Origin of the sequence: Peptostreptococcus equinus, from assembly GCF_027125355.1 — a bacterium.
Classification (GTDB): domain Bacteria; phylum Bacillota; class Clostridia; order Peptostreptococcales; family Peptostreptococcaceae; genus Peptostreptococcus; species Peptostreptococcus equinus.
Genome location: NZ_CP114052.1, coordinates 1,310,629 through 1,326,878, shown reverse-complemented (window position 1 = coordinate 1,326,878; position 16,250 = coordinate 1,310,629). Strand labels below are relative to the sequence as shown.

The window sequence follows — 16,250 nt, the reverse complement described above, 5'->3', positions numbered from 1 at the left end:
TACTATGGTAAAATAATGATATCATGGGTTTTGAGAGGTAAATAAGAATGATTTCGTTGAATGATAGATTACTCTTGTCACATAAAGTAAATGCAGAGAAAATACAAGCATTTAAAGCCAATAAAAAAAAATCTAAAATAGGCATTATGGGAGGTTCATTTAATCCAATACATAACGCACATTTAGCAACAGCAGAATTTATCAGAGATAAATATGATTTGGATAAGGTGATGTTTGTACCGACAGGAGATCCTCCACATAAAAAACAAATATTAGATAAAAAGCATAGATATAATATGGTAATACTTGCAACACTGAAAAATGAAGATTTTTTTGTATCAAATTATGAAGTTAAATTGGACGGAGAAAAGTCATATACTGTAGATACTCTTAGACATATAAAAGATACATATCCAAACGAAGAATTATACTATATTACTGGATCAGATTCATTGAACACTATTGAAACTTGGAAAGAATTCGAAAAAATATTTGAAAATACTAAGTTTATAGCAGCGATGAGACCAGGTATAAACTTATTAGAAACACAGGAAAATATAGAAAGATTTAGAAAAGAATATAATGCAGATATTGAAATGCTTTATGTTCCGTCTCTAGAGATTTCATCTACTTATATTAGAAGTAGATTAAAAAGTTCTAATTCAATAAAGTATTTAGTTCCGAGTAGGGTTGAAGAATATATATATACTAATAAGCTATATGGAGGTGTAAAAAAATAAATGGATAAATCGGAAATGATAGCCAGATTGGACCAATATCTTCCAGAAAAACGAATACGCCATTCATTAAATGTAGCCAAGTCTGCTATTAAATTAGCTAAATTAAATGATTGCAGTCAAGAAAAAGCTGAAATAGCTGGTATATTGCATGATACTGCAAAATATATAAAGCTTGCTGATGTAGAAGGATTTTGCAAAAAATATAATATATATTTAGACGAAATGGAGAAAAATTCTACAGCTCTGTCTCATAGTGCTTTAGGAGCATACATAGCGATGTATGATTTTGGTATTGAAGATCAGGAAATATTGGGAGCAATCAGATATCATACTACTGGCAGGGCAAATATGACTAAGTTGGAAGAAGTAATATTACTTGCTGATTTAATAGAAGATGAAAGGGATTATCCAGGAGTAGATGAATTAAGGGAATTGTCTTATAAGGGAGAAATTGACCAAGCTATAGCTAAGTCTTTTGACAACACAATTAGCTTATTAATAAAGAAAAAATCATTAATACATCTTAGAACTATAGAAGCAAGAAATTTTTATGTAAAAAAGTTAAAAGAAAAAGCAAAATTATCTAGAAGAGAACTAGAAAATAAATAAGTAAAAGGAATAAGGTGAAAAATGCAAACAGTTGAAGAAATATTAGTATCGATTTATGACTCAATAGAGGATAAATTAGGACAAGATACAGTAATACTGAATATAGGAAAAGTATCAAGTTTATGTGATTATTTTGTAATTAGTTCAGGGGGTTCAAGCAGACAGGTGAAAGCTATAGCAGATAGCATTGAAGATGATTTAGCAGAACTTGGAATTGAGCCAAGAGGTAAAGAAGGAAAAGATACTCAGTCTTGGATATTATTAGATTATGGTGATATATTAGTTCATATTTTTGATGAAGAAAATAGAGGATTCTATAATTTAGAAAAATTATGGAAGGATGCACCTTATATAAATATAGAGGAAATGAGAAAAAATATTTAAGTAATAGTAGTAAATGATGGCTCAAAAGATTTAACTAAAAAAATTGTGATAGATATGAAAAACATGATTATAGGGTGAGCTATATAATCAAAATAATATGGGGTATTATTTACCAATTTCGCTGTATGAAATAATTTGCAGTATGTATTCAAGATAAGAATGTTGACACAAGATTTTTGCTGTGATAATATAGGACTATATTTAATGTAGACGAAGTAGTAAATATTTTTAATAGCTTGCAGAGAGCCACATTAGCTGTGAAGTGGTAGCTATATATATTGAACTTGTCGATTGATTAATCTACATACCGTAGTTGGTTTAAAAACTATACCAAAGAGAGCTATTTTTATAGCTAATTAGGGTGGTACCGCGAGCATTTACTCGTCCCTAAACATTATGTTTAGAGACGAGTTTTTTTATATTATAAAACAAATGGAGGTTATTATGGGAGTTTATAATTTTAGAGAGATAGAAAAAAAATGGCAAGATCATTGGAAACAAGTAGGACAATATAAGATGGATACGAAAGATAATTCAAAGCCAAAATATTACTGCCTTGAAATGTTTCCATATCCATCAGGAAAGATACATATGGGTCATGTAAGAAATTATTCAATAGGAGATGTTATAGCAAGATTTAAAAAAATGGAAGGTTATAATGTTTTACATCCAATGGGATGGGACTCTTTTGGTTTGCCAGCTGAAAATGCAGCTATAAAAAATGGAGTACACCCACATAAATGGACTATGTCTAACATTGAAGATATGAAAGAACAATTTGCCCTTTTAGGTCTTAGTTATGACTGGGATAAGGAAGTTGCTACTTCAACTCCTGAATACTACAAATGGACACAAAAAATATTCCTAAAGTTATTAGAGAATGACTTAGCATACAAGAAAAAATCATATGTGAATTGGTGTCCAAATTGTGAAACGGTATTGGCTAATGAACAGGTTGTACAAGGTGAGTGTGAACGTTGTGGAACAGAAGTGATAAAGAAAGAATTAGAACAGTGGTATTTTAGAACTACAGCATTTTCTGAAGAATTGCTTGAAGAAATAGATACTTTAACTGGTTGGCCAGAAAAAGTAAAATTAATGCAGAAAAACTGGATAGGAAAGAGTCATGGTGCCCATGTAGATTTCAAAGTTAAAGATATGGATAAGGATATAAGAGTTTATACAACTAGACCTGACACAATATTTGGATCAACGTTTATGGTTGTAGCTCCAGAAGCTCAATTGGCTAGAGAATTAGTAAACGGAACTGAGTATGAAGAGATACTAGATGAATTTCTTGGAAAAATGCACAAGATGACACAAATAGAAAGAGAAGCATCAGATTTAGAAAAAGATGGAAAATTTATAGGTAAGTATGTAATTAATCCTCTTACTGGAAAAGAAATGCCTATTTGGATAGCAAATTATGTGTTGGCTGACTATGGAACAGGTGCTGTTATGGGTGTTGCTGCCCATGATGAAAGAGATGGAGATTTTGCAAGAAAATTTGGGCTTGAAATAATACCAGTTATTGACGAAGATGATAAGATGATAAACTCAGGCGAATTTGATGGTATGGATAAAAATCAAGCATTTGATTCAATAATAGAAAAACTGGAGAAAGATGGTAAGGGCAAAAAGACTACAAACTATAGACTTAGAGATTGGTTACTTTCTAGGCAGAGATATTGGGGTTGTCCAATACCAGTAGTATATTGTGATGATTGCGGTATAGTGCCAGTAGATGAATCAGAACTACCTGTATTATTACCAACAGATGTAGAGTTTACGGGTAAAGGTGAGTCTCCTCTACTAACTTCAGATACATTTATGAATCATAAGTGTCCTAAGTGTGGCAAGCCAGCTAGAAGAGAAGCTGATACAATGGATACGTTTGTTGATTCTTCATGGTACTACATGAGATATGTTGATAATAAAAATAATGAAGATATTTTCGATAGCAATTTAGTAGATAGATGGCTACCAGTTGATCAATATATTGGCGGAGTGGAACATGCAATCCTTCATTTACTATATTCTAGATGGCTAACAAAAGCTATGAACAAAATGGGTATGACTAAGCATAAAGAACCATTTAGAAATCTTCTTACACAAGGAATGGTATTAATGGATGGAGCAAAAATGTCTAAATCAAAAGGAAATATAGTTTCTCCACTTGAAATAATAGATAAGTATGGGGCAGATACAGCTAGATTATTTATATTATTTGCTGCTCCACCAGAAAGAGATTTGGATTGGAATGAACAGGGAGTAGAGGGTTGTTTTAAGTTTATAAATAGAGTATATAGAATAGTTGATGAGTTAGCTGAGATCTCAAAAAATACAGAACTTAAGTTTGAAAATCTTACTAAAGAAGACAAAGCTATGAGGTCAAAGACTAATTTGACTCTTAAGAAAGTTACAGAAGATTTAAGTCAAAAGTTTGGTTTTAATACAGCGATTGCAGCGTTAATGGAGCTAATCAATGACTTATACAAATACAAGGAGAATGAAAATATAAATAAAGCAGTAATAAAAGAAGCTGTAGAAACTGTAGTTATAATACTTGCACCTTTTGCACCTCATCTTGGCGAAGAATTATGGTCAATGATAGGAAAAGAAGGAAGTGTATTTGATATAAAATGGCCTGAATATAATGAAGATGCTACAAAATCAGATGAAATTGAAATAGTAGTTCAGGTAAATGGAAAATTAAAGAATAAAATAGTTATGCCAGCAGACGTAAATCAAGAGCAAATGAAAGAAATAGCTTTTGCTGATAAAAAAATAATTGATTCTATATCTTATAAAGATATTGTAAAAGTAATTGCTATACCAAAAAAATTAGTAAATATAGTTGTGAAATAGTTAAAAAATCAAATAGACAATAAAAAATATTTTAAACTAAATGTGTTGTATTATCAATAAATATATGGTAATATAAAATCAATGAAAAGAATATTTTAAATATGATTATAAGGGTTATTGCGTATGCGATGCCCTTTTTCATGTTTATTTTTATAAAAGGAGGATGTTTTATGGATGTACAAAAGAAAAAAGAAACAAAAAGTGCTGCTTTATTATCTATAACAGCATTAATTTGGGGTGTTGCATTTATATTTCAAAGAACTGGAATGGAACACATTGGACCATTTGCCTTTAACTTCTTTAGATGTTTAATATGTACTATATTTTTATTTTTAGTGAGTAGGATAACGGATAGAAGATTTATAAAAGCTGGAGCTAAACCTACGAAATTAATGGATAGAACAGTGATAATAGGTGGGGTAATAATTGGAACAGTTTTATTTTTAGCCATGGGTACACAGCAGGTTGGTATGGTTACGACCACTGCAGCAAAATCTGGTTTTATTACAACTATGTATATAGTATTAGTTCCTTTAATGGGAATATTTTATGGAAGAAAGACTACAGTAAAGACATGGGTTTGTGTTGTTGTTGCTTGTATAGGACTTTATTTATTATCAATAAAAAACGGATTTACCATAGAAAAAGGAGACTTTTTTGTATTTTTATCTGCGATTTTCTTCGGTTTACAGATAGTAGTAGTAGATATATTTGCTCCAAAGACTGATCCAATAAAATTATCCTTAGTAGAGTTTATAACATCTGGCATATTAGCTCTAATTGTTATGTTATTTAAGGAGAATATAACATTGGATGCATTGCAAGCAGCAATACCATCTTTGATATTTACTGGATTATTTTCATCAGGTATTGGATTTACATTCCAGATGATTGCACAGAGAAACATACAGCCGTCGATTGCTTCTTTAATAATGAGTTCGGAATCAGTCATATCAATGATAGCTGGTGTAATGATTCTAGGAGAGTCAATGACAGGAAGAGAGTATTTAGGAAGTTTGTTTATGGTTATAGCAATACTATTGGCACAAATAGAGATTCCAGTTAGATATAAGAAAACAGCATAAATTATTTAAAATAGCATTTTTGAGAAAAATGCTATTTTTATTTGATAAAATCAATCATTTAGAATTATTCTAAAAAAATTGGGTATACTATGCATGTAACAGATTTTCTGTATACAATAAGCAATTTTAAAAGCAAAAAATAAGAGGTGAATAGATGAGGGAATTTTTAGAAAGTCAGGAAATAGATAGTAAATTAATTGAAGAGATATATAAATTTAGGGAATATTACAAACTTGACCAAGAGTTAGAAAATAGAATAGCCAATCCAAAGTATAATTATTATGGAAAGGATGTACTAAATAAATCAATAGCTGCGATATTAGCAGGTAAACATATATTATTGACTGGGCCAAAAGCTAGTGGTAAAAACGTATTGGCAGAAAATTTATCTAAAATGTTTTCAAGACCACTGTGGAATATTTCAATGAATATAAATACAGATAGTGCCTCTTTAATAGGTGGAGATACATTTAGAAATAATGAAGTAGTATTTAGTAAGGGACCTATTTTTAGAGCTGCGGAAAGTGGAGGATTTGCTATATTTGATGAAATAAATATGGCAAAAAATGAATCATTATCAGTAGTTTATTCGGCACTTGACCATAGAAGAGAAATAGACGTTCCTGGATATGACAAGATACACTTGCACGAAGCTACGAGGTTTATAGGTACTATGAATTATGGATATATAGGTACTAAAGAATTAAACGAAGCTTTGGTATCAAGATTTATGGTAATAGATATGCCTACCATAAGTAGAGAAAATCTAGAACAAATTTTAATTAATCAATATAGTCTTACACAAGAATATAGGAATTTATTTATACAGTTATTTATGGATTTACAAAAAAAGTCTTTAAATGCAGAGATATCTTCCAAAGCTGTCGATTTAAGAGGAATGTTTTCTAGTATTGATTTAATGAATATGGGGCTAAATCTCAAGGATGCCTTAGAACTTGGAATAATAAATAAAACATTTGATACATTTGAAAAAGAAATTGTATCAGATGTAATCGATACATTATTTGAAGATAAAGTGGAATATAATCAGATTTTTAAGTAGAGGTTATATATGGAGGAAAAAAAATACAGAAAAGAAAATATTGTTTGGACAGTTTCTGAAGACTATTCCAAGTTGCCTGCTACTAATCTATTTGATTTAAAAGGGCAAGATGAACCATATATATATAAGATGACTTTGTTGGGAAGTGTATATAAATATCTTAATGTAGAAGCTTTATTTGATTTCTTATATCAGCATTTACCCAATACTGAACTTAAAAACGAGTTTCTTAAAATAGTTGAAATTTATTTAGATGATTGTCTTAATAAAAAAATGTTGGAAGATAGACCAGGTATAAAATCTATTAGAGAGAAATACTTTAATTCAAAAATAAACTATTATAAAAATAATAGACCTAAAGATGTAGAAGATGAAATAGAATACGCATATTACAGCAGTTTACTAGGACACTATGCACATTCAAGAGAAGCCGTAGAAAAAGTTGTTAGAGACTTACATTTTAATAATATAAAATTTGATACTAAATATATAATTAAAAACTTAAATGCGGTTTTTCTAAAATACTTTTATGTAAACATACAAGAAGATAAAAATATTGAAGAAGGAAAATTTATTACAAAAGACAAAAAAATAAAAGAAAATGATACTAAGGGTATAAAAGATTCTAAACCAAGGATTGATTTTAATATGTTGAAATCATTAGACTCAAAAAAAAGAGAAATGACAGAAGAATTTTCTTTGAACATCGAATCAGCAGAATTTACAAACCAATTATCTGAATCAGATGTTTTATTTGACGATAAAGATTCGAAATCACAAAATAATGTAAAGTATACAAATGATGAAAAAATTAGAGAAATGGTAGAGGATAGATTTGGTATATCAATGATTAGCTCTTATGTCAGTAAATCTATAGAAAATAAGTTTTGCACTGGTATACACAAAGGAATAAATTTTCTTATGACTGAAGGAGTATTTAATGATAGAGTAAATAGTAAATATTTCAAGAATCAGATTTACGAACAGAGAATAAAAAATTTAAACTATTTCAATGAAAATGAATTAGAGTTTAGAAGAACAATTTCAGAGCTTACAACTTTTTTAAAAAAGAAGATAAATCATGACGAATTGGATACTATTTTGAAAATAAAACAAGGTAAACTTATGTCTTCCCAGGTATGGAGAAGTAATTATTTAAACGATAATAATATATTTTATAATAAAAGGATGGATGAAAATGCAACTATATCTGTAGATATACTACTTGATTCGTCTGCTTCACAATTAGGAAGAGAAGAAAGTATTTCTGCTCAAGCCTATATAATTAGTCAAACAATGAGCAATTTAGATATTGCATGTAGAGTTATAGCATATTCAAATTTTTTCAACTATTTGGTTTTTATAAAGTTTAGGGATTACAAAGAACCTAAATCATTTAATAACAAAATATTTGATTTTAAAGGGGCTGGAAGTAATAGAGATGGCCTAGCTATAAAAATATTAAATAAGAGTATTATAGAAAATTCATATGATAGAAAAATTCTCATAATATTGAGTGATGGAAAACCAAATAATGTAATAGACTTGAAATCAAATTCATTTATAAAACTAGATGCTTTGGATTATGAGGGAGAAGACGCAGTAAGAAATACTCAAGAAGAAGTATTCAACGGAAAGCTAAATGATATACATATATTAGGTATTTTCACTGGAGAAGAAGAAGATTTACCCACTGAAAAAAGAATTTATGGTAAGGATTTTGCATATATTAAAAATATCAAAAGGTTTTCTAAAATAATTGGTTTTTATCTAAGCCAAGTGATTAATTATGATATTTAGTGGTATACATTAAAGTAGTAATTTATTTTGAAATGATAATAATAGTTTTAGAAAAGAGGTAAAAATGAAAGGATTATTTAAAGAGTTTAAGGAATTTGCTATGCAAGGTAATGTGCTTGATTTAGCAGTAGGTGTTGTTCTTGGTGCAGCTTTTGGCGCAATAGTGAAGTCATTAGTTGATGATATTATAATGCCATTAGTAGGAATATTGCTAGGTGGAGTTAATATATCACAATTGTCTGTGAAGGTAGGATCGGCAGTACTTAAATATGGTTCTTTCTTACAGGCTATAATCAATTTTATTATTATTGCTTTCTCAATATTTATTTTTGTAAAGGCTATTAATACAGCTGCTAATAAGTTTAGAAGAAAAGAAGAAGAACAAATAGAAGAGGCTGTGGATGAACATTTAATTTTACTAACAGAAATTAGAGATTTACTAGCAAATAAATAATAAATCTCATAGTGTTAATATGGAAGATTTGAATGCCTAACTCAACTTTATTATTGTGTTAGGCATGTCTATTTATGGTATAATATTTCTTATTAATATAGCGAGGTGATTTACTTGTATTCAGAAGATAGAAGGATGAAAATTATTCAAATCTTAAATAAAACAGATAAAGCATTGTCTGCATCTTATTTAGGAGAAATATTAGGCGTAAGTAGACAAATAATTGTTGGAGATATAGCTCTTTTAAGGGCACAAAATAATGAAATTATATCAACGAACAGAGGATATATATTAAAAAAAGATGAAAATAAAAAATATAAAGAGATTTTTTGGGTAAAACATGATGGTAAGAGAACTAAGGAAGAATTAAATATTATTGTAGATGCTGGAGCTAAGATATTAGATGTGATAGTCGAACATAATATTTATGGATGTATCAAGGCGGATTTGAATCTTTCAAGTAGAAGAGAAGTCGAAAATTTTGTAGAGAAATTAAATAAAAACGATAATAGATCATTATCTTCCCTTACAAATATGGAACATTACCATACTGTAGAAGCTGATAGCAAAGAAATTTTAGAGTTCATAGAAGGTGAACTTAAAAAAAATAGTTTCTTAGTAAATAGCTAAATTAATCGTTTTACCAGTGTTTCGGAGGTAAAAGAATGAAAAAAATATACGACTTTCATACACATATAAGTAAAAAAGCGCTAACTTGTAAGTGTAAGTGCAATGATAACGAAATAGTTAGTTATATTGATCAAGGTATTGTACCAATAATAAACATACAAAATTTAGAAGAATTTAAATACTACAAGACTGCGGAATGTATATATGATAGAGAAGTATTAAATAGTAATAAAGAAAATTTTAACTGTAATATATTAATATATCGTATAGAAGATAGTGTTGAAGCTATAGAAAAATTAGCTGAAGAACACGGGATGAGTGATGCATATTTTAGTGTAGGAGTACATCCATTTCATGCTGATCAAGTTAAGGGATCATTTGCCAATTTATCAGCATTTGAAAGTTTAGTAAAGAATGCCGATTTTGTAGGTGAAATAGGTATGGATAATTGTTGGTCAAAGGCTGATATATTAGTGCAAAAAGATGTATTTGAAAAATGTCTGATCTTAGCTGATAAATACAATAAAAAAGTAATACTACATACGAAAAATATGGAAAAAGAAATTTTAGATGTAATAAAAAAGTATGAACTTACCTATATTGTGCACTGGTATGATTGTGAAGATTATATACAAGAATATCTTGATTTGGGTTCATATTTTACAATAGGACCTGCAGTATTTACAAATGAAAAAATTGTAAAACTTGTTGAAAAATGCCCAATTGATAAATTATTGATAGAAACTGATGGCATTGATGCAATAGAGTGGTTAAAAAATGAAAAAATAGAAGTTACAGATATTAGGGGAATTTTAGAATCTGTAATAGAAAAAATAAGTCAAATAAAAAAAATTGATAAGGATAAAGTTTACGATCAAATTAATGATAATTCAGTAAAATTATTAAAGTTATAATTAATAGAAATTAAATAAAAAAGTTATCTATTTTAGTAGGCTTTATAATATTAAATATTTTAGAATGATAATTAATATTGTAAAAGTCTTTAAAATTGTGTATACTTAATACATAAGAAGTTTGATTTATAAGAAAGGGGAAAATATGGAACATAATATTAAATTAATAAAAATAGCTATGCCTTATTTTAAAAGGTATAGAAAAATATTATTTATTGATCTTGTATGTGCAGGTCTTACCACTGCTTCAGAAATGGTTCTGCCATTAATACTGAGATATATGACCAATTTAGGTCTTAGTGACAGATCTTTATTAACTATGGATATTGTAGCTAGACTATCTATAATATTCTTGTTAATTAAGTGCATTGAGTTAGTGGCTGTATATTATATGGCTTCAATAGGTCATATAATGGGTGCAAAAATAGAAACGGATATGAGATCAGATGTATATACACATTTACAAACACTATCTGATAATTTCTATAATAATACGAAGGTAGGACAAATAATGTCTAGAATGACTAATGACTTGTTTGATATTACGGAATTCTCACATCATTGTCCAGAGGAGTATTTTATCGGATTTATTAAAATCTGTGTGGCATTTGTTATTCTAATAAATATAAATGTGCCTATGACATTAATTATATTTGCAATGATACCAGTAATGTTTTTTGCATCTGGAAGCTTTAAAAATAAGATGAGAAATGCACAGAAGGAACAGAGAGTTCATGTGGGCAATCTGAATTCAAGTATAGAAGACAGTCTACTAGGTGTAAAAGTAGTAAAAAGTTTTGCAAATGAAGATGTAGAAAGAGAAAAATTCCAAAAAGAAAATAATAAATTCTTATCAATTAAATCAGTATTTTATAAATCTATGGCAGGATTTAATACTGTAAATAGAGCTATAGATGGAGCAATGTATTTTATTGTTGTAGTATTTGGGGGAATTCAAATTATTAATGGGAATTTAGATCCAGGTGGTATGATAGCATATATTATGTATGTTACTACTTTACTTGCAACTGTAAAGAGGATAATAGAGTTTACTGAACAGTTTCAAAAGGGTATGACTGGTATTGAAAGATTCTCAGAAATAATGTCAATAAAACCTGAAATATACGATAAAGAAGATGCAATGGACTTAAAGAATGTGAAGGGTGATATAGAATTTGATCATGTAAGCTTTAAATATACACAATCACAAGATAATGTATTAGATGATTTTAATTTGAAGATAAATCATGGTCAAAATGTTGCTCTTGTTGGACCATCTGGTGGTGGAAAGACTACACTGTGTGCTTTAATACCGAGATTTTATGATGTGACTGAAGGCAAGATCACAATTGATGGAAAAAATATTAAAGACTTAACTTTAAATTCCCTAAGAAATAATATAGGTATTGTCCAGCAGGATGTTTACTTATTTTCAGGAACTATTAAAGAGAATATATTATATGGAAAGCCAGAAGCTAATGAAGAAGAAGTAATAAAAGCAGCTAAAATGGCGGGGGCATATGATTTTATTATGGAATTAGAAAAAGGATTCTCAACTTACGTAGGAGAGCGTGGAGTTAAGTTATCAGGTGGTCAAAAGCAAAGAATATCCATAGCTAGAGTATTTTTGAAAAATCCACCAGTATTGATACTAGATGAAGCTACTTCTGCATTAGACAACAATAGTGAAGCTATAGTACAGGAATCGCTTGAGGAACTATCTAAGGGAAGAACTACCATCACAATTGCTCATAGATTAACGACAATTCAAAATGCAGATCAGATTATAGTGTTAAATTCTGATGGTATTATTGAAAAAGGCAATCATGAAGAGTTGATGGATAGAAGAGCTTACTATTATAATCTTTACACAAAGTCTGGAAATAATACTTTGAGTGAAGAGTAATTTTATAATAAAAAACAAGGCATGTTGAGGGGATACCTCATTTTGCCTTGTTTTTTATTATATAGAATTATTATGGTCTTTTTGAACCACAATTTTCACAAAAATTGCCATTATTTACACTGCCACAATTACATGTCCAAGTTGGATTAGGCTTTTTAGTACCACATTGCATACAAAAGTTTCCAGTATTTTCAGTGCCACAATTAGGACATTTCCAAATAGTATTAGCCTGTGAGTTTATATTGACCTGCGATTTATACGTATCTTGATTATTATTTTCTTGATCTGACATTTTAAATAATTCGCTTGCATCTAAATTTTGACTTGCTCTAGCCATATTAAGACCTAAATATCCATTTATCGCACCAGCTTCGTTTTTAGCTGCTGACTTCATAGCTTCTGCTTGTGCATCAACAAGAGTAGCAGCTGCCATAGAGGTATTTCTATATACAGCAGTTTTTTGAAGATTTTTGATCATATCTTCATCTTCTTTATTAGCTGTCATAGAATTAATAGAAATTGATACTATTTCAAGTCCTCTTAATTCGCTCCATTTACTGTTTAAAACTTGATTAAGAGCATTTGACAATTCTTCTGTATGAGCAGGTACTGATGAGTAGCGAATACCCATATCAGATATTTTAGCAAATGCTGGTTGCAAAGCATTTAAAAGTTCTGATTTTAGTTGTTTATCTATCTGATCTCTTTTGAAATCTAAACTTACATTGCCACACACATTTTGATAAAATAAGACTGGATTATTAATCTTATATGAGTATATTCCATTACATCTTATACTTATATCGACATCAAGTCCTATGTTATTATCAACCACTCTAAATGGTATTGGATTTGCTGTACCAAATTTATTGCCATAGATTTCTTTTAGATTAAAATAGTATACTCTTTGGTCGTTACCAGCTTTACCTCCAAATTTAAATCTTTCCCAAACATTTGATATAACTTTTCTTAAACTATCATCTAAATTCTCAACAAATACACTAGGTTCACTATCTGAATTAAAAATAAAAATTCCAGGTTCACTACATATATCAAATACCCTTCCTTGTTCGACAATTAGTGCACACTGACCATCAGCAATTGATATAGCACTACCTTGTGATATTATGTTTGAATTACCTGTGCTGTTTTTATTCTTTCCAACTGCTACTAATGTATCCTCATCTAAAGAGTCACAGTAAAAATATTCTTTCCATTGATCTGCTAAAGTACTTTTTATAGAATCTTTAGCTACTTTAATTAAACCCATAGCAACCTCCAAATTTAATATATAAGAATAATATACCACACATATAATAAAATAAAAAATAAAAAAGATTAAATGAATATTAAAATTAATAAATTAAACGAAAATAATTATCAAATACTATTGACATATGTGTAAAAATTGGTAAAATATAATTAGATGATAATTAATATCAATTAAGGGAGGATGAAGTATGAGTTTATTAGTTATAGGTGGACATGAAAGAATGGAAAGAGATTATTATAAATTAGCTAAAAATAGGGGATATAAGACAAAAATTTATACTACAATGTCAAGTCAGGTAAAAAATTCTATAGGAAGTCCCGATGCTATTGTAATATTTACATCGACAGTATCTCATAAGCTTTCAAAAATAGTAGAAGCACAAGCAAAGAAAAAATCAATTCCAATTATAAGACATAAAAACTCTAGTAAAGTAGCATTTTGTGAATGCTTAGAGGAAGTAGAGGTTTGTCTTGGTAATTGTGAAAAATGTTGTAAAAATAAAAAATGTATGTGTAATTAGAATAATAAAAAAGGAGCTAATTTATAATAAAAATAAATGGCTCCTTTTTTATATAGGTGTCTATATTTAATATAGACATTATTTTTTATCTGGTTTCGATTGAGATTTTAAAATCTTACTTTTTTTCTTGATTTTATCTTTTTTAGTCTTTATTTTTTTCTTATCATCAGAACCAATATTATATATATCATCTTGATAATCTAGTTTTCTATCTTTTCTATCTGCTATAGCATCTTTAATAATTAATACAATTAGTATTAATATTAATAGTAAAATTAACAGTGGTAGACCATAAATTATTATTTTAGGTGGAATACCATTTAAATGAGTGCTAAGAAAGTCTTCTAAAAATTTGTAAAAAGATGTATTTTCAAATTTACCTAGTATGTTTTTATCAGATATTCCATCTTTTATAGAATCTCCAATTGCTAGTACACCTGTTACTGATTCGCTAGCACCATTTTTTATTTGGTCTTTGCCCTGTTGTATTCTTTCTTTGGCACTTTTTTTATCTAACTGGTTATTTTTCTCTTGTTTGGATTTATTTTCATTTACATCTTTTTTCTTATCATTATTAACGAAAGGAAGTTTACTCCATAAATATTGCCCAAAAGATTGTGAAGAGCTTGTAGCTATTAAACCTATGCTTGAAACCATCTTACCTTTTTCGTATACGTTCATTCTGCCAATTATATCGCCTTTTTCTACTGGAAGTTCAATGTTATCAAAGTCTAATTTAGTAGAATAGTCTTTTTTATTAATATTTTTAGCCTTAGTAGAAGTTACACTAAAATCACTTGCAAGCATATAATTTATTTTACCAGGCTTAGCGAATGAAAGATTTTTGCTTCCCTTGAAATTCTCTTTTTTGAAAATAATTTGGTTCTTAAAATTATCAAATCCATAATCTAAAACAAATCTTGAATCATGATAAAGTGAACCAGCAGGAGCAAAGAAAACACCTGAAATCATTCTAACTCCATTTTTTTTACCAGTAGCTAGTAAGCAATTACCAGCATCATCAGTAAAACCTGTTTTCATTCCATCAATTGCATCATATTTGAAAGTTACATCTTTCCCCTTATAATTCATAGTTTCAGTAGAATTTAAGAATTTATTACTATTTATTAAATCTCTTTCTACTTTAACATTGTCAGTTTTAGGAAATTTTGCTTTTTTCATAGATACAATTTTTTGTATTGTAGTATCTGAGTAAGCAACCCTAGCTAATAAGGTCATATCATGAGCTGTCGAGTAGTGATTTGTATCTGGTAATCCATGTGGATTGTTAAAATGCGTATTTTTTGCACCATATTTTTTTGCCTCACTATTCATAAAGTCAATAAAATTTTTTGGATTTCCATCACCATAATATTGTGCTAATAAATAAGATACATCATTTGAAGAGTGAACCAACATAGAAGTTAAAAGTTCTCTAACTGTGAACTTTTCGCCTTTTTCAAGATACATACAAGTACCTTCTATTTCTGGCAAATCTTTGACTTCTATAATTTGATCAAGGTTTTTAGCTTTTTCTAATACACAAAATGCAGTCCATACCTTTGTAGTTGAAGCAGGGTACATTTTATGATTGGCATTTTTTTCATATATTATTTGACCTGAATCATAGTCCATTAGAACTATATATTTGGATTTTAGAGCATCCATGTCTTTTTTATCTTCCGCTAAAGAAGTTTGTAAGGTCGCTGATAGTATCCCGATTATCATCGCTAAGGAAGTGATAATAGATAGTACTTTTTTCATATTAATATTAAGATGTAAACCATCTTCCCCCTTTATTAAATTTTACAAATAATTCTAATTATATTAAATGAAATTAGAATTATTTTTTCTTATATAGCATTTATCTCCTATAAATACATAAATTGCTTAATATAATACCAAGTATAAGTATACCATAAATAATAATCATAATAAAAGGGGGATTTAAAAGTTAATTATTTATAAGATGACTATATATATTTAGATAAACTTATAAAAATA

At 28.7% G+C, this 16,250-nt stretch carries 14 protein-coding genes and 1 other annotated feature; of the genes, 12 read left to right on the top strand and 2 right to left on the bottom strand.

Features of this window, described 5'->3' with window-relative positions; genetic code table 11:
- Positions 1 to 47: 47 nt before the first annotated feature.
- The 11 genes from nadD to O0R46_RS06545 all read left to right on the top strand — a co-directional run bounded on the left by nadD (position 48) and on the right by O0R46_RS06545 (position 12,453).
- On the top strand, positions 48 to 740 hold the full coding sequence (gene nadD / locus O0R46_RS06595; protein WP_269310939.1) for a nicotinate-nucleotide adenylyltransferase: 693 nt from the start codon (positions 48 to 50) through the stop codon (positions 738 to 740).
- Positions 741 to 1,349 (top strand): bis(5'-nucleosyl)-tetraphosphatase (symmetrical) YqeK, encoded by a 609-nt coding sequence (gene yqeK / locus O0R46_RS06590; protein ID WP_269310937.1) that lies wholly within the window; start codon positions 741 to 743, stop codon positions 1,347 to 1,349. It abuts the gene before it with no gap.
- A gap of 21 nt (positions 1,350 to 1,370) precedes the next feature.
- Entirely contained in the window at positions 1,371 to 1,733 is a 363-nt protein-coding gene (gene rsfS, locus O0R46_RS06585; protein ID WP_269310936.1) for a ribosome silencing factor, read from the top strand.
- Between the two features lie 197 nt (positions 1,734 to 1,930).
- Positions 1,931 to 2,125 (top strand) — a binding site (T-box leader).
- A gap of 52 nt (positions 2,126 to 2,177) precedes the next feature.
- Positions 2,178 to 4,601 (top strand): leucine--tRNA ligase, encoded by a 2,424-nt coding sequence (gene leuS, locus O0R46_RS06580; RefSeq protein ID WP_269310935.1) that lies wholly within the window; start codon positions 2,178 to 2,180, stop codon positions 4,599 to 4,601.
- 170 nt (positions 4,602 to 4,771) lie between these two features.
- Positions 4,772 to 5,686 (top strand): DMT family transporter, encoded by a 915-nt coding sequence (locus O0R46_RS06575; RefSeq protein WP_269310934.1) that lies wholly within the window; start codon positions 4,772 to 4,774, stop codon positions 5,684 to 5,686.
- A gap of 154 nt (positions 5,687 to 5,840) precedes the next feature.
- Positions 5,841 to 6,749: an AAA family ATPase gene (locus O0R46_RS06570; RefSeq protein ID WP_269310933.1), complete on the top strand. Its 909-nt coding sequence runs from the start codon at positions 5,841 to 5,843 to the stop codon at positions 6,747 to 6,749.
- A 9-nt stretch (positions 6,750 to 6,758) separates the two neighbouring features.
- Entirely contained in the window at positions 6,759 to 8,549 is a 1,791-nt protein-coding gene (locus O0R46_RS06565) for a vWA domain-containing protein (protein ID WP_269310932.1), read from the top strand.
- Between the two features lie 64 nt (positions 8,550 to 8,613).
- Positions 8,614 to 9,003: a large conductance mechanosensitive channel protein MscL gene (gene mscL, locus O0R46_RS06560; protein ID WP_269310931.1), complete on the top strand. Its 390-nt coding sequence runs from the start codon at positions 8,614 to 8,616 to the stop codon at positions 9,001 to 9,003.
- A 114-nt stretch (positions 9,004 to 9,117) separates the two neighbouring features.
- Complete coding sequence (locus O0R46_RS06555; RefSeq protein ID WP_269310930.1) at positions 9,118 to 9,633, top strand: transcription repressor NadR; 516 nt, start codon at positions 9,118 to 9,120, stop codon at positions 9,631 to 9,633.
- 35 nt (positions 9,634 to 9,668) lie between these two features.
- The gene (locus O0R46_RS06550; protein WP_269310929.1) at positions 9,669 to 10,547 is read left to right on the top strand and encodes a TatD family hydrolase; all 879 of its coding nucleotides are present in this window, start codon (positions 9,669 to 9,671) and stop codon (positions 10,545 to 10,547) included.
- Between the two features lie 145 nt (positions 10,548 to 10,692).
- A complete protein-coding gene (locus O0R46_RS06545) occupies positions 10,693 to 12,453 on the top strand; it encodes an ABC transporter ATP-binding protein (RefSeq protein WP_269310928.1) in 1,761 nt (586 codons plus the stop codon).
- Positions 12,454 to 12,523: 70 nt separating this feature from the next.
- On the opposite strand, the gene O0R46_RS06540 is transcribed toward O0R46_RS06545, so the two are convergent.
- Positions 12,524 to 13,723 (bottom strand): SPFH domain-containing protein, encoded by a 1,200-nt coding sequence (locus O0R46_RS06540; protein WP_269310927.1) that lies wholly within the window; start codon positions 13,721 to 13,723, stop codon positions 12,524 to 12,526.
- 190 nt (positions 13,724 to 13,913) lie between these two features.
- Between O0R46_RS06540 and O0R46_RS06535 the strand changes: the two genes are divergently transcribed.
- Entirely contained in the window at positions 13,914 to 14,246 is a 333-nt protein-coding gene (locus O0R46_RS06535; protein ID WP_269310926.1) for a DUF2325 domain-containing protein, read from the top strand.
- 78 nt (positions 14,247 to 14,324) lie between these two features.
- Here the strand turns inward: O0R46_RS06535 and O0R46_RS06530 are convergent, their stop codons facing one another.
- A complete protein-coding gene (locus O0R46_RS06530) occupies positions 14,325 to 16,010 on the bottom strand; it encodes a D-alanyl-D-alanine carboxypeptidase family protein (RefSeq protein ID WP_269310925.1) in 1,686 nt (561 codons plus the stop codon).
- Positions 16,011 to 16,250: the final 240 nt, after the last annotated feature.

What these genes read in the sequence shown, in the direction of transcription:
- nadD (WP_269310939.1), top strand. Translation starts at nt 48, where the DNA reads ATGATTTCGTTGAATGATAGATTACTCTTGTCACATAAAGTAAATGCA.
- yqeK (WP_269310937.1), top strand. Translation starts at nt 741, where the DNA reads ATGGATAAATCGGAAATGATAGCCAGATTGGACCAATATCTTCCAGAA.
- rsfS (WP_269310936.1), top strand. Translation starts at nt 1,371, where the DNA reads ATGCAAACAGTTGAAGAAATATTAGTATCGATTTATGACTCAATAGAG.
- leuS (WP_269310935.1), top strand. Translation starts at nt 2,178, where the DNA reads ATGGGAGTTTATAATTTTAGAGAGATAGAAAAAAAATGGCAAGATCAT.
- O0R46_RS06575 (WP_269310934.1), top strand. Translation starts at nt 4,772, where the DNA reads ATGGATGTACAAAAGAAAAAAGAAACAAAAAGTGCTGCTTTATTATCT.
- O0R46_RS06570 (WP_269310933.1), top strand. Translation starts at nt 5,841, where the DNA reads ATGAGGGAATTTTTAGAAAGTCAGGAAATAGATAGTAAATTAATTGAA.
- O0R46_RS06565 (WP_269310932.1), top strand. Translation starts at nt 6,759, where the DNA reads ATGGAGGAAAAAAAATACAGAAAAGAAAATATTGTTTGGACAGTTTCT.
- mscL (WP_269310931.1), top strand. Translation starts at nt 8,614, where the DNA reads ATGAAAGGATTATTTAAAGAGTTTAAGGAATTTGCTATGCAAGGTAAT.
- O0R46_RS06550 (WP_269310929.1), top strand. Translation starts at nt 9,669, where the DNA reads ATGAAAAAAATATACGACTTTCATACACATATAAGTAAAAAAGCGCTA.
- O0R46_RS06545 (WP_269310928.1), top strand. Translation starts at nt 10,693, where the DNA reads ATGGAACATAATATTAAATTAATAAAAATAGCTATGCCTTATTTTAAA.
- O0R46_RS06540 (WP_269310927.1), bottom strand. Translation starts at nt 13,723, where the DNA reads ATGGGTTTAATTAAAGTAGCTAAAGATTCTATAAAAAGTACTTTAGCA.
- O0R46_RS06535 (WP_269310926.1), top strand. Translation starts at nt 13,914, where the DNA reads ATGAGTTTATTAGTTATAGGTGGACATGAAAGAATGGAAAGAGATTAT.
- O0R46_RS06530 (WP_269310925.1), bottom strand. Translation starts at nt 16,010, where the DNA reads ATGAAAAAAGTACTATCTATTATCACTTCCTTAGCGATGATAATCGGG.